This window comes from Variovorax glucosi (assembly GCF_051216695.1).
Taxonomy (GTDB): Bacteria; Pseudomonadota; Gammaproteobacteria; order Burkholderiales; family Burkholderiaceae_C; genus Variovorax.
This window is the reverse complement of the sequence record NZ_JBPJZE010000001.1, coordinates 1186032-1203758: the sequence shown is the minus strand read 5'-3', so window position 1 is coordinate 1203758 and position 17727 is coordinate 1186032. Positions and strand designations below refer to the sequence as shown.

17 protein-coding genes and 1 tRNA gene are annotated in these 17727 nt (G+C 63.3%); 13 read left to right on the top strand and 5 right to left on the bottom strand.

Translation table 11 applies throughout. The features are described from left to right. Window positions 1-89 precede the first annotated feature (89 nt). From uvrB to ACSFA3_RS05640, 10 genes are all read left to right on the top strand, one after another. Window positions 90-2234 (top strand): excinuclease ABC subunit UvrB, encoded by a 2145-nt coding sequence (gene uvrB / locus ACSFA3_RS05685; protein WP_435504399.1) that lies wholly within the window; start codon window positions 90-92, stop codon window positions 2232-2234. 235 nt (window positions 2235-2469) lie between these two features. Then, a complete protein-coding gene (gene iscR, locus ACSFA3_RS05680; protein WP_435504398.1) occupies window positions 2470-3006 on the top strand; it encodes a Fe-S cluster assembly transcriptional regulator IscR in 537 nt (178 codons plus the stop codon). Between the two features lie 32 nt (window positions 3007-3038). Then, window positions 3039-4259, top strand: coding sequence for an IscS subfamily cysteine desulfurase (locus ACSFA3_RS05675; protein ID WP_435504397.1), 1221 nt, complete (start codon window positions 3039-3041; stop codon window positions 4257-4259). A 42-nt stretch (window positions 4260-4301) separates the two neighbouring features. Then, complete coding sequence (gene iscU, locus ACSFA3_RS05670) at window positions 4302-4730, top strand: Fe-S cluster assembly scaffold IscU (protein WP_435504396.1); 429 nt, start codon at window positions 4302-4304, stop codon at window positions 4728-4730. Between the two features lies 1 nt (window position 4731). Further along, the gene (gene iscA / locus ACSFA3_RS05665) at window positions 4732-5055 is read left to right on the top strand and encodes an iron-sulfur cluster assembly protein IscA (protein WP_435504395.1); all 324 of its coding nucleotides are present in this window, start codon (window positions 4732-4734) and stop codon (window positions 5053-5055) included. A 65-nt stretch (window positions 5056-5120) separates the two neighbouring features. Continuing rightward, on the top strand, window positions 5121-5639 hold the full coding sequence (hscB, locus tag ACSFA3_RS05660) for a Fe-S protein assembly co-chaperone HscB (RefSeq protein WP_435504394.1): 519 nt from the start codon (window positions 5121-5123) through the stop codon (window positions 5637-5639). Window positions 5640-5643: 4 nt separating this feature from the next. Continuing rightward, complete coding sequence (gene hscA / locus ACSFA3_RS05655; protein ID WP_435504393.1) at window positions 5644-7506, top strand: Fe-S protein assembly chaperone HscA; 1863 nt, start codon at window positions 5644-5646, stop codon at window positions 7504-7506. A 10-nt stretch (window positions 7507-7516) separates the two neighbouring features. Beyond that, on the top strand, window positions 7517-7855 hold the full coding sequence (fdx, locus tag ACSFA3_RS05650) for an ISC system 2Fe-2S type ferredoxin (protein WP_435504392.1): 339 nt from the start codon (window positions 7517-7519) through the stop codon (window positions 7853-7855). Beyond that, entirely contained in the window at window positions 7856-8587 is a 732-nt protein-coding gene (dnaQ, locus tag ACSFA3_RS05645) for a DNA polymerase III subunit epsilon (protein WP_435504391.1), read from the top strand. 52 nt (window positions 8588-8639) lie between these two features. Then, a tRNA-Val gene (locus ACSFA3_RS05640) sits at window positions 8640-8714 on the top strand. 42 nt (window positions 8715-8756) lie between these two features. Here the strand turns inward: ACSFA3_RS05640 and ACSFA3_RS05635 are convergent. The 5 genes from ACSFA3_RS05635 to ACSFA3_RS05615 form a co-directional block, all read right to left on the bottom strand. Then, window positions 8757-10160, bottom strand: a complete 1404-nt coding sequence (locus tag ACSFA3_RS05635) for a PepSY-associated TM helix domain-containing protein (protein ID WP_435504390.1) — start codon at window positions 10158-10160, stop codon at window positions 8757-8759. Beyond that, complete coding sequence (locus ACSFA3_RS05630; protein WP_435504976.1) at window positions 10160-12166, bottom strand: TonB-dependent receptor; 2007 nt, start codon at window positions 12164-12166, stop codon at window positions 10160-10162. Before ACSFA3_RS05630 ends, ACSFA3_RS05635 begins: the two co-directional genes overlap by 1 nt. Before the next feature lie 144 nt (window positions 12167-12310). After that, window positions 12311-12667, bottom strand: coding sequence for a DUF2946 family protein (locus tag ACSFA3_RS05625; RefSeq protein ID WP_435504389.1), 357 nt, complete (start codon window positions 12665-12667; stop codon window positions 12311-12313). A gap of 12 nt (window positions 12668-12679) precedes the next feature. After that, window positions 12680-13528, bottom strand: coding sequence for an oxidoreductase (locus ACSFA3_RS05620; protein WP_435504388.1), 849 nt, complete (start codon window positions 13526-13528; stop codon window positions 12680-12682). Between the two features lie 99 nt (window positions 13529-13627). Then, window positions 13628-15775 (bottom strand): TonB-dependent receptor, encoded by a 2148-nt coding sequence (locus tag ACSFA3_RS05615; protein WP_435504387.1) that lies wholly within the window; start codon window positions 15773-15775, stop codon window positions 13628-13630. Between the two features lie 176 nt (window positions 15776-15951). On the opposite strand from ACSFA3_RS05615, the gene ACSFA3_RS05610 reads away from it, so the two are divergent. From ACSFA3_RS05610 to ACSFA3_RS05600, 3 genes are all read left to right on the top strand, one after another. Continuing rightward, the gene (locus ACSFA3_RS05610; RefSeq protein WP_435504386.1) at window positions 15952-16179 is read left to right on the top strand and encodes a hypothetical protein; all 228 of its coding nucleotides are present in this window, start codon (window positions 15952-15954) and stop codon (window positions 16177-16179) included. 38 nt (window positions 16180-16217) lie between these two features. Next, the gene (locus ACSFA3_RS05605) at window positions 16218-17321 is read left to right on the top strand and encodes an NAD(P)/FAD-dependent oxidoreductase (RefSeq protein ID WP_435504385.1); all 1104 of its coding nucleotides are present in this window, start codon (window positions 16218-16220) and stop codon (window positions 17319-17321) included. Between the two features lie 72 nt (window positions 17322-17393). Then, on the top strand, window positions 17394-17705 hold the full coding sequence (locus tag ACSFA3_RS05600) for a glycine zipper domain-containing protein (protein ID WP_435504384.1): 312 nt from the start codon (window positions 17394-17396) through the stop codon (window positions 17703-17705). Window positions 17706-17727: the final 22 nt, after the last annotated feature.

The window sequence follows — 17727 nt, the reverse complement described above, 5'->3', positions numbered from 1 at the left end:
TCATGAGCCTGACGCTGTATTAGGCTTTCAGGTTGCCTTGAATTTTAACGATCGCGCGTCAACTGCCAACGATTGCACACGGACACCCCATGCCGCCAATTTCCGAAGTGATCTCCCATATTCCCGACGAGGGCGCCGATGCCGACGGTGCGAACGTGCCGTCCAAGGAGGGGAAATTCGTCACCTATCCGGGTTCGCCTTTCGAACTTTTCCAGCCTTACCCGCCCGCTGGCGATCAGCCGACCGCCATCGAAGGCCTGGTCGAAGGCGTCGAGAATGGCGAGGTTTTCCAGACCCTGCTGGGCGTGACCGGGTCCGGAAAGACGTTCACCATGGCCAACGTCATCGCGCGGATGGGCCGTCCGGCCATCGTCTTCGCGCCGAACAAGACGCTGGCAGCGCAGCTCTACAGCGAGTTCCGGGAGTTCTTTCCGAAGAACGCGGTCGAGTATTTCGTCAGCTATTACGACTATTACCAGCCCGAGGCGTACGTTCCGCAGCGCGATCTGTTCATCGAGAAGGACAGCTCGATCAACGAGCACATCGAGCAGATGCGGCTTTCGGCGACCAAAAGCGTTCTGGAGCGGCGCGACACCATTATCGTGGCCACGGTCAGCGCCATCTACGGCATCGGCACGCCCGAGGACTACACGCAGATGCGTTTCATCATGCGGGTGGGCGACAAGATCGGTCAGCGCGACGTCATCGGCCGGCTGATCCGCATGCAGTACACGCGCAACGAACAGGATTTCTCGCGCGGCACATTCCGGGTGCGCGGCGACACCATCGACGTCTTTCCGGCGGAGCACAGCGAACTGGCGATCCGGATCGAGCTTTTCGACGACGAGATCGAGTCGCTGCAGCTCTTCGACCCGCTGACCGGGCGCATTCGCCAGAAGATTCCGCGCTTCACGATCTACCCGTCGAGTCATTACGTGACGCCGCGCGACAAGGTGCTGGGCGCCGTGGAAACCATCAAGGCGGAACTCACCGATCGGCTGAAGGAATTCGTCAGCCAGGGCAAGCTGGTCGAGGCGCAGCGCATCGAGCAGCGCACGCGTTTCGACTTGGAAATGCTGGCCGAGATCGGGCATTGCAAGGGCATCGAGAACTACTCGCGCCACTTGTCAGGCGCCGCGCCCGGACAGCCGCCGGCCACGCTGACCGACTACATGCCCAAGGACGCGCTGATGTTCCTGGACGAGAGCCACCAGATGATCGGCCAGCTCGGCGGCATGTACAACGGCGACCGGGCACGCAAGACGACGCTGGTCGAATACGGCTTCCGCCTCCCATCGGCCATGGACAACCGGCCGCTGAAGTTCGAGGAATTCGAATCGCGCATGCGCCAATGCATCTTCGTCTCGGCGACGCCCGCGCAGTACGAGAAAGACCATTCGGGCAACGTCGTCGAGCAGCTGGTGCGCCCGACCGGCCTGATCGACCCGGTGGTCGAGGTGCGCCCGGCCACGCACCAGGTCGACGACGTGCTGCAGGAAATCCGCATCCGCGTCGACAAGAACGAGCGCGTGCTGATCACCACGCTGACCAAGCGCATGGCCGAGCAGCTGACCGATTACCTGGGCGACAACGGCGTGAAGGTGCGTTATCTGCACAGTGACGTCGATACGGTCGAGCGGGTCGAAATCCTGCGCGATCTGCGGCTGGGCACCTTCGACGTGCTGGTCGGAATCAACCTGCTGCGCGAAGGACTGGACATTCCGGAGGTGTCGCTGGTTGCGATCCTCGACGCCGACAAGGAAGGGTTCTTGCGGGCCGAGCGTAGCCTGATCCAGACCATCGGCCGCGCGGCGCGAAACCTGAACGGCCGCGCCATCCTGTACGCCGATCGCATGACCGATTCGATGAAGAAGGCGATCGACGAGACCGACCGGCGGCGCACCAAGCAGATCGCGCACAACGAAGCCAACGGCATCGTTCCGCGCAGCATCGTGAAGAAAGTCCGCGACCTGATCGACGGCGTCTACAGCGAGAAGACCGGCAAGGAAATGGCGAAGCTGGAGCTCGAACGCGCCAAGGTCGAGGACATGAGCGAAAAAGACATCTCGCGCGAGATCAAGCGGCTCGAGAAGCTCATGCTCGAACATGCACGCAATCTGGAGTTCGAAAAGGCTGGCAGGGTGCGCGACCAGCTGGCAGTGCTTCGCGAGCAGGCTTTCGGCGGTGCTGGCGGCGACAACATCGCCATCCTGCCGACTGGCGGCTCCCGCTGAGGCGCTCGCGGCGCGATCGCTGACGCCGCGCTGGGGTTTACCCGAGCGAATGTGAAGGCCTTCTGTTATACTTGACCGAAACAGTCAACAACAAAAGAACTTCGCGATGAAGAACCGAGTTGCCTCTCGATGCGTATCGAATGCGCGTGGAAGCAGGCAAACCGGCCAGGCGGAGACCACGCCACCGTAGCTATCTCGCAACGGTGTCAATGTTACGAAGCACAAGGAGCTTGCGATGCGTCTCACAACCAAAGGGCGGTTCGCCGTCACGGCCATGATCGATCTGGCATTGCGTCAGAACACCGGCCCCGTGACATTGGCCGCAATCAGCCAGCGTCAGCAGATTTCGCTGTCCTACCTGGAGCAGCTTTTCGGCAAGCTGCGTCGGCACGAGCTGGTCGAATCGACCCGCGGTCCTGGCGGCGGCTACAGCCTCGGACGCAAGGCAGCAGAAATCACCGTTGCCGACATCATCGTTTCGGTCGATGAGCCGATCGACGCGACGCACTGCGCCGGCAAGGAAAATTGCCTGGGCGAAGCAGGTCGCTGCATGACGCACGAGCTGTGGGCGTCGCTCAATCAGCGCATGGTCGAGTTTCTCGATTCGGTCACCTTGCAAAAGCTGGTCGACGATCAGATCGCCAAGGGCGTGCAGATCGAGAACAAGCCTGCGATCAAGCGTGCCATTTCGGCGCAGCCGGTGGTCAAGCCGATTCGGGTGAACGCGCCGAATTCGGTGTTTGCCCTCGGCAACGCCTTTGCCAAGTCCTAAGAAACTAAAACCACAGCCAGTCTGAACCAGCCATGGACGTCACCCCACATTTCCCCATTTATCTCGATTACGGCGCGACGACGCCGGTCGATCCGCGCGTCGTCGACGCCATGATTCCCTGGTTGCGCGAGCATTTCGGCAATCCGGCCTCGCGCAGCCACGCTTGGGGCTGGGAAGCCGAAGAAGCGGTCGAGAAGGCGCGTGTCGATGTCGCCGACCTGATCGGAGCCGATCCGCGTGAGATCGTCTGGACTTCAGGCGCGACCGAGTCGAACAACCTCGCCATCAAGGGCGCAGCGCAGTTCTACAAAGGCAAGGGCAAGCACCTGATCACGGTGAAGACCGAGCACAAGGCGGTGCTGGACACGATGCGCGAGCTGGAGCGTCAAGGCTTCGAGGTGACGTATCTCGATGTCCAGGAAGACGGTCTGCTCGATCTGGAGAAGTTCAAGGCTGCGATTCGTCCCGACACGATTCTGGCGAGTGTGATGTTCGTCAACAACGAGATCGGCGTGATCCAGGATGTGGTCGCGCTTGGCAATGCCTGTCGCGAAAACGGCGTGATCTTTCACGTCGACGCCGCGCAAGCGACCGGAAAAATCGAAATCGACGTGACGAAGTTGCCCATCGACCTGATGAGTCTGGCTTCGCACAAGACCTACGGCCCCAAGGGTATCGGTGCGCTGTATGTGCGCCGCAAGCCGCGCGTGCGGCTCGAAGCTCAGATGCATGGCGGTGGTCACGAGCGCGGAATGCGTTCGGGCACGCTGCCGACGCATCAGATCGTCGGTATGGGCGAGGCATTCCGCATCGCGCGTCTCGAGATGAAGGAAGACCTCGCCAAGGCAACGGCGCTTCAGAAGCGTCTGCTCGACGGCCTGAAGGATGTCGAACAGGTGTTCGTCAACGGCGACATGACGCGTCGCGTGCCCCATAACCTGAACATCAGCTTCAACTACGTCGAAGGCGAGTCGCTGATCATGGGCATCAAGGGCCTGGCCGTATCGAGCGGTTCTGCCTGTACGTCGGCCAGCCTGGAGCCGAGCTACGTGCTGCGCGCCCTGGGTCGCAGCGACGAGCTGGCGCACAGCAGCCTTCGCATGACCATCGGCCGTTTCACGACCGAGGAAGAGATCGACTACGCCGTCTCGACTATCAAGCACAACGTCGCCAAGCTGCGCGAACTGAGCCCGCTGTGGGAAATGTTCAAGGACGGCATCGACATCAGCACGATCCAGTGGTCCGCCCACTGATCCGGTAGCTGACGCACCCCAACAATCTAAAAGAGGTACCCCATGGCTTACTCTCCCAAGGTCATCGACCACTACGAAAACCCCCGCAACGTCGGCTCCTTCGAAAAGGGCGACGACAGCGTCGGCACCGGCATGGTCGGCGCGCCGGCTTGTGGCGACGTCATGAAATTGCAGATCAAGGTCAATCCCGAAACGGGTGTGATCGAGGACGCGCGCTTTAAGACCTACGGTTGCGGTTCGGCAATCGCCTCGTCTTCGCTGGTGACCGAGTGGGTCAAGGGCAAGACGCTCGATGAAGCGGCTGCGCTCAAGAATGCGCAGATCGCGGAAGAACTGGCGTTACCGCCGGTGAAGATCCATTGCTCGATCCTTGCAGAAGACGCCATCAAGGCGGCCGTGCTCGATTACAAGCAGAAGCACGCATCTGGCGTGCCGGCCGGTTCGGTTCCTGCCGAAGCCGCGGTTTACTGAGATGGCTGTAACGCTGACCGAGGCGGCTGCCCGCCACGTCAACCGATACCTCGGAAAGCGAGGCAAGGGTGTTGGCGTGCGTCTGGGCGTGAAGACGACGGGCTGCTCGGGTCTGGCTTACAAGCTTGAATATGTCGACGAATTCGCACCGGAAGACGTGATCTTCGAAGATCAGGGAATCAAGGTACTTGTCGATCCGAAAAGTCTTGCTTACATCGACGGCACCAAGCTCGATTTCGTCCGGGAAGGCCTGAACGAGGGCTTCAAGTTCATCAATCCGAACGAACGCGATCGTTGCGGTTGCGGAGAGAGCTTCAGGATCTGATCCCGCGCGTCACGTGCCGCGCCAACAGCCGCCACCATGTCATGTGCTGGCGGCTTTTTATTGCCATGAACCTTCAAGACACCGACTTCGAACTCTTTGCAGTTCCACCCACATTTGCGCAGGACCGGGCCGCGCTCGACGCCCGCTGGAAAGAGTTGCAGCGCGAAGCGCATCCCGACCGTTTTGCCGCTCAGGGTGCGGCTGCGCAGCGCGTGGCCATGCAGTGGTCCGTGCGCATCAACGAGGCGTATCAGCGTCTGAAGGATCCGGTGCGCCGCGCTGCGTATCTCTGCGAACTGCACGACGCACCGGTGAACGCGGAGAACAACACCGCGATGCCGGGCGCTTTCCTGATGCAGCAAATGGAATGGCGCGAGTCGCTCGACGACGTCGGTACGCCGGCTGCTTTGGACGCACTCCAAGCCGAAGTGGAGAGTGGCCGTGCGCTTGCGCTGTCGGCGCTCGACTGGCTCATCGACGAGAAAGGCGACTTCACTGCAGCCGCGCAACAGGTCAGAGCCCTCATGTTCATCGAGCGCTTTGCGCAGGACGTGGAAGCCAAGGCCGACCGTTGGGGACAATAGGACCATGGCACTTCTTCAGATTTCAGAACCCGGTCAGACGCCGGATCCGCACCAGCGGCGCATCGCGATCGGCATCGACCTCGGCACCACGCATTCGCTGGTCGCGGCCGTGCGCAACGGCGTCGCCGAATGCCTGCCGGACGACGACGGCCGCGTGATCCTTCCGTCGGTCGTGCGTTACCTCGAGAACGACCGCCGCCAGATCGGTTTCGACGCACTCGCTGCGCGCGCACAAGACCCTGCGAACACGATCACCTCCGTCAAGCGGCTGATGGGGCGCGGCGTGGCCGACATCGTTCATCGCGACGCGATGCCGTACAGCCTCACCGACGACAGCGGCATGGTCAAGGTGCGGACCATCGCGGGCGACAAGTCGCCGGTCGAGATCAGCGCGGACATCCTTGCCACGCTGCGCTACCGCGCGCAGGACACATTTGACGACGACGAGCTCTATGGCGCCGTCATCACCGTTCCCGCTTATTTCGACGAAGGTCAGCGGCAGGCGACCAAGGACGCGGCGCAACTGGCTGGTCTGAATGTGCTGCGCCTGATCAGCGAGCCGACAGCTGCTGCGATCGCCTACGGCCTCGACAACGCGAGCGAAGGCGTTTACGCGGTCTACGACCTCGGCGGCGGCACTTTCGATATTTCGATCCTGCGGCTGACGCAGGGTGTTTTCGAAGTCATCGCGACCGGTGGCGATTCGGCGCTTGGTGGCGACGACTACGACCACGCACTGGCCGAGCTGGTGCTGTCGAAGCAAACCTTTCGAGTCGACAGCGACGGCGACCGCGCTGCGCTGCTGGTGGCCGCGCGCGCAGCCAAGGAAGCGCTGACCGAATCGGACACCGTCGACTTCGCCGCTGCGCTGGCCGGCGGCGAACTTCGGCTGCCGCTGACACGCGTCGAATTCGAATCCGCAACCAAGCCGCTGACCGACCGCACCATCGCCGCCGTCCGCAAGGCGCTTCGCGATGCGCGCCTGAAGACCGACGAACTGCAGGGCATCGTCCTTGTCGGCGGCGCGACGCGCATGCCGCAGGTTCGCAACGCGGTCGCCGAGTTCTTCGGTCGCCCGCCGCTCACCAATCTGAATCCGGACGAAGTCGTCGCGCTAGGCGCCGCGATCCAGGCCAACCAGCTCGCCGGCAACGGTGGCGCCGACGACCTGCTTCTGCTCGACGTGATCCCGCTGTCGCTCGGCATCGAGACGATGGGCGGGCTGGTCGAACGCATCGTGCCGCGCAATCAGACCATTCCGACCGCGATGGCACAGGACTTCACGACCTACCAGGACGGCCAGACCGCGCTGGCGCTGCACGTCGTGCAAGGCGAGCGCGACCTGGTGGCCGATTGCCGCAGCCTCGCGCGCTTTACGCTGCGCGGCATTCCGCCGATGGCGGCCGGTGCGGCGCGCATCCGCGTGACTTTCACGGTCGATGCCGACGGGCTGCTGTCGGTCGGCGCGAAGGAGCAGGGCAGCGGCGTCGAGGCCAGCGTGACGGTCAAGCCGTCGTACGGCCTGTCAGACGACCAGATCGCCGCGATGCTGCAGGACAGCTTCGCGACCGCGCAGCAGGACATGCAGGCGCGTGCATTGGTCGAGGCACGCGTCGACGCGGAGCGCATGTTGCTCGCGACACGCAGCGCGCTTGCCGCGGACGGCGATCTGCTGTCGGCCGACGAGCGCACCGCCATCGACGCACAACTGACCGCGCTGGATGTCGTGCGCAAGGACAGCAATGACGCCGGCGCCATCGAAGCTGCGACCAAGTCGCTGGCCGACGCAACGGAAGCGTTCGCGGCGCAGCGCATGAATCAGGGCATCGCACGCGCGCTGTCCGGCCGCAAGGTCGAATCACTTTAATCAGAACAAGATGCCCACGATAAAGATCCTTCCCCATCCCGAATACTGTCCGCAGGGCGCCGAAGTCGAAGCGCCGGCCGGCACATCGATCTGCGAGGCGCTGCTCGAACACCACATCAACATCGAGCACGCCTGCGAAATGAGTGCGGCCTGCACGACCTGCCACGTGGTGGTGCGTCAGGGTTTCAGCTCGCTGAACGATTCCGACGAAACCGAGGACGACCTGCTCGACCGCGCCTGGGGCCTGGAGCCGCAGTCGCGCCTGAGCTGTCAGGCGATCCTCGCGCAGGAGAATGTGACGATCGAGATTCCCAAGTACTCGATCAACCATGCCAAGGAAAATCACTAGATGTCGCGTCAGATCGTTCTCGATACCGAAACCACCGGCCTTTCCGCCGACAACGGCGACCGCGTCATCGAGCTCGGCTGCGTCGAGCTGCTCAACCGCAAACTGAGCGGCAACGACCTGCACATCTATTTCAATCCCGAGCGCGAGAGTCATGAAGACGCGCTGAAGGTCCACGGGCTGACGACCGACTTCCTGCGCGACAAGCCGAAGTTCGCCGCGATGGCGGACGAGGTCGTCGAATACCTGCGCGATGCCGAACTCATCATCCACAACGCGGCATTCGACGTCGGCTTCCTGAACAAGGAACTGGAGCGCGTCGGGCTGCCGCCGCTGCGCACTTTCGTGGCCGAGGTGACCGACACGCTGGCGATGGCCAAGATGGTGTATCCCGGCAAGCGCAATTCGCTGGATGCGCTGTGCGATCGTTTCGGCGTCGATCGGTCGAATCGCACGTTTCACGGCGCGAAGCTCGATGCGCAGTTGCTGGCCGATGTGTATATCAACCTCACGCGGGGCCAGGATGCGTTGCTGATCGACGTGGCGTCCGACGAGCCGGCGCTGGGCGGCGCGATCGTCGCTGTGGATCTGCGCAGTTTCGCGCTGCCGGTGATCGTCGCGGCAGAGCAGGAAGTTGCGGCCCACGAAGACGTTCTGGCTCAGCTCGACAAGGCCAGCAAGGGCAAGACACTTTTTCGGCAGCTCGATTTGCAGGTGCAAAACGCTGTGGCATAATCGCGGGCTTCGCTGATTACTGCACGATGCTGGTGATGTAAAAGCGAAGTTGGGGCGGTTAGCTCAGGGGTAGAGCACAGCATTCACACTGCTGGGGTCCCAGGTTCGAAACCTGGACCGCCCACCAATGAATTCTTGAATAAAAGGCTCGGCGCACGCTGGGCCTTTTTCATTTGTGCCGGATTGCCTGCACAAGGCGTTGCCGACTCGTCAGCAGCCAGTCCAGCGTCAGCATCACCACCAGCGAAGCGCCGACCAGCGGAAACGCGATGCCGCCCAGTGCCAGCAGCGCGACGACGACCCGCAGCGTGCGCCGGTCTTCGGGCAGCGGCGGCACGCCAAGTGCCCCGGTCGGCCGGCGCTTCCACCACATCACGCAGGCGCTGACGCACAGCAGCACGATACCGAGACAGGCGATGACGAGCACGGCCTGATTCGGTATGCCGAACTCCTGCCCCAGATGCACGTTGATGCCCCATTCGAGCCAGCGCCCCAGTGGGCCGTAGTCGGCGTAGCGCATGTCGATCAACGGTCGGCCGCTGTATTGGTCGATATGGATCACACGCTGCTGCGCCAGATCGCGCGGATACACCGAAGCGGTGTAGACGCCGGTAGGGCCCTTCGGAAGATTCACGGTGTAGCCGGGCGCAATGCCGAGCCGTTCGAAGATGGCGATGACCTGATTGAGATCGAGCGCTTCGGGTGATGCTCTCGGCGTCGTGCTGGCGGGGCCGGCGTGTTCTACATGACCGTCATGACCTTCGTGTTCTTCATGCACAGACTTCGGCATGCGCGCCTGCGCCAGCGACCACGTCGTCGGGCCGGCATCGCTCAATCGTTGCTGCGACATCGGCACCTGTACCCGCACGCCGGCCGGGTAGCCGAAGTTGTGGCCGTTGGCCCACTTGTTCACCTGATTTCCCCACAGAACCGACCATGGCATGCCGGTGATGGCAAGGAATACCAGCGCTCCGCCGACGAAGATGCCTGTCACCGCATGCAGGTCGCGCCAGAAGACGCGCTGGCGTGACGTGCCGCGCACCGTGACCACGCCGCCTCTGCGGCCAAGGCTCTGCCCGCGCGGCCACCAGAGATAGATGCCTGTCAGCACCAGCAACACCGCCCAGCCAGCGGCGATCTCGATGGCGCCGCGCGCGATCTTGCCGAAGTACTTGAGGCTGTGCAGCTTGCGGATCGTCCAGGCGACGCTGCCGCCGTCGGGCAACGCGCCCAACACCCGCGCACCGTGCGGGTCCACGAACACCGAGAGCGCATCGCCGCCTTCCGTGGCGATGCCGACCTCTGCCGAATCGGTGCTCGAAGCGGCGGGCGTGTACTTTCGCAACGTTCCCGGATGCGTGGCAAGCGCCGCCGCCACGATCTCGTCGTGCGAGCGCGACTTCGTTCCGGTTTCCACGAACTTCAGGTCGTGATGGAAGTACCCGTCGATCTGCGTCTTGAAAACGTAGAGTCCGCCCGTCACGGCAAGCCAGATCAAAAACGGGAGCACCAGCAGGCCGGCATAGAAATGCCAGCGCCACACCGCACGGTAGAAGTTGTTCGTCGGCGTCATCAGAATCTCAGGTTCAGGCTGGCGTACACACCGCGGCCGTCACCGGGCGAAAAGCCCGAAGAGCCGCTGTCGTACCAGGCGTAGACGTACTTGCGGTCGGTGACGTTCTTCACCTGCAGGCCCAACTCCATTGCCGGCGAGAAGCGGTAGCTGGCACCCAGGTTGAGCAGCGCGTACTTGCCGAAACGACCCTGTGTGTTGGTTCGATCGACGTAGTAGTCGCCTTGCGCATTGCCCCAGGCGGACAGCCTGATCCGGTCGGTCGCCTGATAGTCGACGCCGATTGACAGCAGGTAGTGCGGCACGTTCTCGATCTCCTTGCCGAGCGTCGCCGGCGCGCTCGGATCTGGCGCGGTGATGCGCGCCAGCTGGTGCGAATAGGCAACCCATGCCGTGGTGCGTGCATCCGGCTTTGCATTCAACTGGACATCGAATCCCTTGCGCAGTGTCTTGCCGACATTGCCCAGTCCACCCGGGTCCGGCAGGCCGTCGACGCCGAGCACGCGCGCCACTTCACCCGACGCACGCTGCTCCCAGTACGCGACCCGGCCGTCGAGCCACGGCAGCGGCTTGAACTTGACGCCTGCTTCCCAGCCGTCGTTGATCGAAGGCTTGAGGTTGCGCGTCTGCGTGCGATAGGCGTCGATGCCCGTGCCGATCTGGAAGGTGCGCCCCCAGTTGGCGTACACACTGGCTTGCGGGAGGAGGGTGTAGACGACGCTGATCTTCGGCTGCCGGATCGGGCCGTAGTCGTAGACCGGCGAGCGCTTGCCGGTCAGGCGGTCGGTGAAGTTGCCGTCGACGTCGTCGACGCGGAAAGCCGGAATGATCTTCAGCGACTCGATCGGCCGGATCACCGCCTGCACATAGGCGCCTCGCGTGTCGAGGTCGAAGTCCCAGTCGCGGAACTGGGAGGTGCGCACCCGTTCCGTCGTGCGGTAGCGCTGGCCGATGTTGTTCTGCCACTGCGCATCGAAGCCGCCTTCCAGCGTGAATTCATGCGCCCAGTCGACCGTCGGGCGCCAGGTCAGCGAGGTGATCGCACCATGCTGCTTCTCGTCGTTGTAGCGCTCCTGCTGCGCGCCGGCAGCCGAGAAACGGACCCAGCGCCGGTTTTCGTACTGGTTCGTGTAAAGCCTGGTCGACCACGACAGGTCCGGCGTCAGTTCGCCGTCCAGGTGCGCGCCGATCTGGCCGGTCGTGCGCTCGCCGCGGTCCGCCGATGCAAACGCGGGCGAAATGCGTGGCGTGTTCATGGCCTGCTGGTAGGTCAGATAGCCCGATTCGAGCGCCTTGTTCTCGAAGTAGCGTGCACTCAGGCCCGCCCGCCAGCGTCCGTCGTCGGTCGTGTAGGTCCATTTGCCGGAAAACGCACGTTTGGTGGCGTCCGCGTGGTCACGGTACCCGTCCGAATCTCGCCACGAAAGCGAGTAGTTCTGGCTCCAGTTCCCGCTTTCGATGCCCTTGACGACCTGCGCCTCTCTCGTGCCGAAGCTGCCGACGGTGAGGCTGGCCCGGCCCTCGTTGCCGCCGCTGCGCGTCAGCACGTTGGCGTTGCCGGCGATGTTGTTGAGGCCGTAGCGCGGGTCGTTGGTGCCGCGCACGATCTCGATGGCTTCGATGTCGAGCGGAAAGACCGCATCCAGGAACGGCATGCCCCCGGCGTTGTCGTTGCTCGGTATGCCGTCGATCAGCAACTTGACGGCATTGATCCGGCCCTCGCCGTTGAAGCCGCGGAAGGAGAAGCGGCCGGCGTCCGTGCCCTGCTTGAATTGCGTGACCTGCACGCCCGGCGCACGCGACAGCAGCTCCCAGCTGTAGTCGACGTGCTGGTCCTGCAACAGGCTGCCGCCGAGGATGTCGACGGAACTGAAGACATTGCGTGCAGCCAGTGGTCCAGCGGCGCGCGCGTTGATGTCGACGGTGCCGAGTGTCAGCGTGGAATCCGCTTGGGCCCACGCTGAAAGCGGCACCGAAAAAACCGTGCCGAACACGGTCGTGAGCATGGCGAGGCGTGCGGACGACGCACGACGATAGAGACGGTAACGAAACATGAAGGATCTCCGGCGACCGCCAGGGCGGTCGTGAACTGCGGACCGGTTCGGCGCGACGTCGGTACGTCCGCCTGCAAGCCGGATGAGGGAATCAGTTCAGGAGAAGTTCGGCGGACCGCGCGCAGGCAACGGTGCCCGGGTGGCCGCCGCGATGCGCGCAGACGGAATGGGCTGGACCGCATAGGCCAGCGGCAACGGGCTGGGCAGATGCAGGACAGCGACCGAGGGAGGCGCGCCGGCAGCGGCGCACAGCGAGCAGTCCATCGCCATGCGACCCTGCTCTTGCGCGCCGTCGTCCGTGTGAACGATCACCTTCACCGCGCCGGCACTGGAACAAATGATTTCCAGCGATTGCGGATTGACCAGCGGCGCCGCGGCCGCGACGCCCAAAGACAGCATGAACAACGCCAGCACCCAGCGGTGCAGGAAAGCGATGTGGCGTCGATTGGGCATGGACCCGGATTATCAACCGGCTGGAAAGTCTGCCCCCAGCGACGTCGCTTCCCAGTTGTCAAGGTCGTCGCGCACGAAGTCGAGTTTCTTGCGCGCCAGCTCCAGCGCGGCCTTGCCGAGCACGAGGCGCAGCGGCGGCGCGTCCGACAGCGCCGCATCGACGATGGCTTGCGCCGCACGCACCGGATCGCCGGCCTGGTTGCCGCTGCGGGCGGCCGTCTGGCGCCGACGTTCGCCGGCCGTCGCGTCGTAGGCATCGATCCGAGTCGCCGACTGCTTGATCGACGGGCCGGCCCAGTTCGTGCGGAACGGACCCGGCTCGACGATCAGTACATCGATGCCCAGCGGCTTCACCTCGATCGCCAGCGATTCCGAGAGGCCCTCGACCGCGTATTTGGTGGCGTGGTAGTACCCCGTCGCGGCGAAGCTGGTGAGGCCGCCTATCGACGACACATTGATGATCAGGCCGCTCGCCTGGGCGCGCATGGCGGGCAGGACGGCCTTCGTGATGTCGATCAGGCCGAAGACGTTGGTTTCGAACATCGCCCTCACTTCCGCATCGTCGCCTTCCTCGATCGCCGCCAGATAGCCATAGCCGGCGTTGTTGACGAGCGCATCGATGCGCCCGAAGCGCTCGAGCGTCGCCGCGACGACTGCCTGCACCTGCTCGCTGCGATTCACGTCGAGCGCCATCGCCAGTGCGCGGTCTTCGTGCCCTTCGACGATGTCGGCCACCTGGTCGGGATGGCGCGCGGTCACGACGGCACGCCAGCCGCGTTCGAGCACCAGCTTGGCCAGCTCGCGGCCGAAGCCGGTGGAACATCCGGTGATCAGCCAGACGGGATCGGTCTTTTGCATCATTTTCATCACTCCAGTCAGAAGCGGTCAGGCTAGCGCGCCTTGACCGATGCCGCAGGCAAGCCTGCGAATAACCGGTCGCCGGCAGACTGAAGCGAAGCGTCAGAAGTCGATCTGCGCCGACAGCATCAGCGTGCGCGGTGCGCCGACGGTGACGTAGGTGCTGGTCACCCAATAGGCCTTGTCGGCGACGTTCTCCAGGTTGGCGCGGAACACCACAGGCTTGCCGGCGATCTTCGTTGCATAGCGCGCACCGAGGTCCAGACGCGTCCAGCTCGGCATGCGCAGGAGGTTGGCCGCGTCGTAGTAGGTCGACGACGTGTTGATCACGCGGCCGTTCAGGCTCAGCCCCGGCACCCAGGGCATGTCCCAATCCAGTCCGACGTTGAAGGTGCGATCCGGAACGCCGTTGGCATCGTTGCCCTGATTCACGCCGCCGGTCGTCCGGGTGAGCTTCGCGTCGTTGAAGGATGCGCTGGCCATGGCACGCAGTCCACGCTGGATCTCGCCGTACATCGTCAGTTCCAGGCCGCGGTTGCGCTGTTCGCCGCCGAAGCTGTAGACCTGCGTGACGGCATCGGTCGTGGCGTTCGGCCGGGTGATCTGGTAGACGGCGGCCTGTGTGGTCAGCGTGCCCCAGTCGGCCTTCACGCCGGCTTCGTACTGCTTGGATTTCTGCGGCGCGAAGACCTCGCCGCGATTGGCGGCCGTCGGCCCGGCGATGCCGCCCTGCTGCAGACCCGCGGTGTAATTGCCGTAGACGGAGATGTTCTGCACAGGCTTGAAGACCAGGCCGACCAGCGGCGTCACCGAGCTGGCGTCGTAGGCGGTCGAGCCGTTCACGCTCTTCTGGTTGATGGTCTGGTCGCGCAGGCCCAGCGACAGCAGGAAACGATCGCCGAAGAACGACATCGTGTCGACGGCCGCGATGCTGTGCAGTTCCAGCTTGGCCATCTTGCTCGGCTCCCCGCGCGCGAAGTTGATCGTCGGCAGGGCGGACGGGTTGTAGAGGTTCGAAGCGACGGGCACGGTCGTCAGCTGATAGAAATAACCGGTCTCGCGCGACAGGGTGTTGGCTGCCAGCACCACCGAGTGGCCGACGCTGCCGGTCCTGAAGCGCGTGCGCACGCCGACTTCCGCGGACGTCGTCTTGTTGTATTCGTCGTAGTAGCCGTTGTTGACCGAGAAGTTGCCCAGCGAATTGGGGCGGAGGTCGACGGGTCGCGTGACGGCGGTCGGGAAGTTCTGGTCGGTCGAAACGTCGCTGTAGCCCACGCTGCCGTAGACTGAGGTGGTGTCGTTGAGGTCGTATTCGAGGCGGGACATCACTGTCTTGGCCTTGTCGGTCAACTCGGCGCCGGGGTAGAAGCTGGAGCGGTTGTCGGGCACGGCCGGAACCTGCGTGATACCGCTGCGGAATGCGATCTGCGGGCGGAATTCGGTCGTCTTGCCGCTGGTGTACAGAAGGTCGACCGACGCGCGCAGACGGCTGCCGGCGTAGTCGACGCCCAGCGAACCCAGGCCCAGACGCTGACGGCCACCGTCGACGTTGCCTTCGCCGTTGCGCCATACGCCGTTGGCGCGCACGCCCCACTGGTTGTCCTCGCCGAAACGACGGCCCACGTCCAAATGCGTGCCGAACTGGGCGTCGCTCATGTAGGTGGTGGTCAGGCGGGTCAGCGGCGCATCGGCCGCGCGCTTGGTCACCACGTTGATCCCGCCGCCGATGCTGCCGCTCGGACCCGTGCCGTTGGTGAAGGCGCCCGGACCCTTGAGCACTTCCACGCGCTCGATCATCTCCAGCGGAATGCGGGTGGCCGTGGACAGCCCGACCAGCCCGTTCATGCCGACATCCCTGTTCGAGACGTTGAAGCCGCGAATCTGGAAGTCGTCGCCGTAGCCGCCGCGCGCAGCCAGGGTGCGCACCGAGGCATCGTTCATCACCACGTCGGCAATCGTGAGCGCCTGCTGGTTTTCGATCAGTTCCGACGTGTAGTTCGTGGTGCTGAACGGCACGTTCATCAGGTCGGTGATGCCGAGGATGCCGAGACTGCCGCCGCGGGCGAACTGACCGCCCGAATAGGTCTTCTGCAGCCCGCCGATCGCTTCGGCCTGATCGGAAACGACGACTTCCTGAAGCGTCGTCCCCGTGGTCGTCTGCGCAGCCGCACTGGCGGCGACGAGCATCACTCCGGCGCCGAAACATTGGCGGACGAGATGCGGAAGAAGGGACGTGGTCGAAAAGGGCATAAGATGAAATCGAGTTCAAAAATAAGAATGACAACGATTCGCATTCTAGTTAACACTTTTTTGCTCTCGTCACTTTTTATGGTCGATGTCAGTGCCAGCCGACGCGTTTTGCGCACAGATGCTTGCGTTAGATTTGAGTAAGAGTCGTAGAAGGAAGTATTCAAAGGAGTCTTCTCATGGCTACTCTCCCCAACATTCCAGACCTGCCGACACCGATCACCCCCGATCGGCCTGAACCGATCGAGCTTCCGGTGGAGCCTGACCGCGGCATCGTCGGAACGGTGATGTCGGGTCACCGGTTGGGTCGTGGCGGCATGGCTTTTCATTTCCTTGCCAATCGGCAATTCATGTGCGCCGCTGCCTTTCGCTGGCCGCGTGCATCGGCATCCGTTCGCAACGCCTGATTCGCAATCTTTCTTCGCGGTGCCGCTAAGCTTGCGGCATGGAAGATTTCGATTGCGTGGTGATTGGTGCGGGGGTTGTCGGACTTGCGGTGGCGCGAGAACTCGCCTTGCAAGGACGTGACGTCATTGTTCTCGAATCCGAAGGTGCGATTGGTACCGGCACCAGTTCGAGAAACAGCGAAGTCATCCATGCGGGCATCTACTACGCGCGCGACTCGCTGAAGGCCAGGCTGTGCGTGGACGGCAAGGCACTGCTTTACCAATATGCGGCCGAGCGAGGCATACCTCATCGGCGTTGCGGGAAATTGATCGTTGCGACATCGGCGGCGCAGGTCGATGACCTTGCCGGGATCATCGCCAAGGGACACGCGAATGGTGTCGGCGACCTGGTAATGCTGACGCGTGAAGAAGCCCGCCGGCTTGAACCAGACCTCGAATGTCTGGCGGCAGTGAACTCGCCGAGTACCGGCATCGTCGACAGCCATTCGTACATGCTGAGTCTTCAGGGTGATCTGGAGAACGCCGGCGGCATGGTTGCACTGAAGTCGGGGGTTTCCAACGCACGCTGCGACCCGAAGGGCATCGTTCTCGTGACAGACGATGGAACGGAACTGCGCTGCCGGACCGTCGTCAATTCCGCCGGATTGACGGCGCCGGGTCTGGCGTGCCGGTTCGAAGGTCTGTCTCCTGCCTCGATTCCCAAGGCCAGTTTTGCCAAGGGCAACTATTTCACGCTCGCAGGTCGAGCGCCGTTCACCCATCTGATCTATCCGGTGCCGGAGGCAGCGGGGCTCGGCGTGCACCTGACGCTCGACATGGGCGGTCAGGCCAAGTTCGGTCCCGACGTGCAGTGGGTCGATTCGCCGAACGATCTGGTCGTCGATCCTTCGCGGGGAGACGCGTTCTATGCCGAGGTGCGCCGTTACTGGCCGGCCTTGAAAGATGGATCTCTGATTGCCGGCTACGCAGGAATTCGTCCGAAGATTTCCGGGCGCGGCGATCCTGCTGCGGACTTCCGCATCGACGGCCCCGAGACGCATGGCGTACCTGGCCTGGTGAATCTTTTCGGCATCGAGTCGCCGGGCCTGACCAGCAGCCTCGCCATCGCGCGCCACGTGGCCGGCCTGCTTTCAGCAGGATAGACGCCATGTAACATGGTTCGGCACGCTGCTTGCAGTGTCGATATTCCAAACACATCACGGAGGAACGATTCAATGAGTGCATCCAACAATCTGGAAGCTGCCGCCAACGCCGTCGTCGAAGACATGGCGAACGACGTCAAGGGCGTGCTGGGCACCATGGACCTTGCTGCCAATCCGCAGATCAAGGCCTTGCGTCAACGCGTCGAAGCCAAGCTCGCCATCGCGCGCGAACTTGCCGCCGAAAAAAGCAAGCTTGCGGCAAAGAAGGCCAAGGAAGCGGCAAGCACCGCCAATGCCTACGCGCACGACGAACCCTGGCAAATCGCGGCCGGTGCACTGGCGGTCGGCGTGCTGGTCGGCCTGCTGATCGGCAAGCGCAGCTGATTCACAGGACAAACGCCGAACG

Coding starts and splice junctions, on each gene's coding strand:
- ACSFA3_RS05620 (WP_435504388.1), bottom strand. CDS start 13,528: ATGATGCAAAAGACCGATCCCGTCTGGCTGATCACCGGATGTTCCACC.
- ACSFA3_RS05635 (WP_435504390.1), bottom strand. CDS start 10,160: ATGACGCCGACGAACAACTTCTACCGTGCGGTGTGGCGCTGGCATTTC.
- ACSFA3_RS05605 (WP_435504385.1), top strand. CDS start 16,218: ATGGAAGATTTCGATTGCGTGGTGATTGGTGCGGGGGTTGTCGGACTT.
- fdx (WP_435504392.1), top strand. CDS start 7,517: ATGCCCACGATAAAGATCCTTCCCCATCCCGAATACTGTCCGCAGGGC.
- hscB (WP_435504394.1), top strand. CDS start 5,121: ATGAACCTTCAAGACACCGACTTCGAACTCTTTGCAGTTCCACCCACA.
- dnaQ (WP_435504391.1), top strand. CDS start 7,856: ATGTCGCGTCAGATCGTTCTCGATACCGAAACCACCGGCCTTTCCGCC.
- ACSFA3_RS05615 (WP_435504387.1), bottom strand. CDS start 15,775: ATGCCCTTTTCGACCACGTCCCTTCTTCCGCATCTCGTCCGCCAATGT.
- ACSFA3_RS05610 (WP_435504386.1), top strand. CDS start 15,952: ATGGCTACTCTCCCCAACATTCCAGACCTGCCGACACCGATCACCCCC.
- ACSFA3_RS05675 (WP_435504397.1), top strand. CDS start 3,039: ATGGACGTCACCCCACATTTCCCCATTTATCTCGATTACGGCGCGACG.
- ACSFA3_RS05625 (WP_435504389.1), bottom strand. CDS start 12,667: ATGCCCAATCGACGCCACATCGCTTTCCTGCACCGCTGGGTGCTGGCG.
- iscA (WP_435504395.1), top strand. CDS start 4,732: ATGGCTGTAACGCTGACCGAGGCGGCTGCCCGCCACGTCAACCGATAC.
- ACSFA3_RS05630 (WP_435504976.1), bottom strand. CDS start 12,166: ATGCTCACGACCGTGTTCGGCACGGTTTTTTCGGTGCCGCTTTCAGCG.
- uvrB (WP_435504399.1), top strand. CDS start 90: ATGCCGCCAATTTCCGAAGTGATCTCCCATATTCCCGACGAGGGCGCC.
- ACSFA3_RS05600 (WP_435504384.1), top strand. CDS start 17,394: ATGAGTGCATCCAACAATCTGGAAGCTGCCGCCAACGCCGTCGTCGAA.
- hscA (WP_435504393.1), top strand. CDS start 5,644: ATGGCACTTCTTCAGATTTCAGAACCCGGTCAGACGCCGGATCCGCAC.
- iscR (WP_435504398.1), top strand. CDS start 2,470: ATGCGTCTCACAACCAAAGGGCGGTTCGCCGTCACGGCCATGATCGAT.
- iscU (WP_435504396.1), top strand. CDS start 4,302: ATGGCTTACTCTCCCAAGGTCATCGACCACTACGAAAACCCCCGCAAC.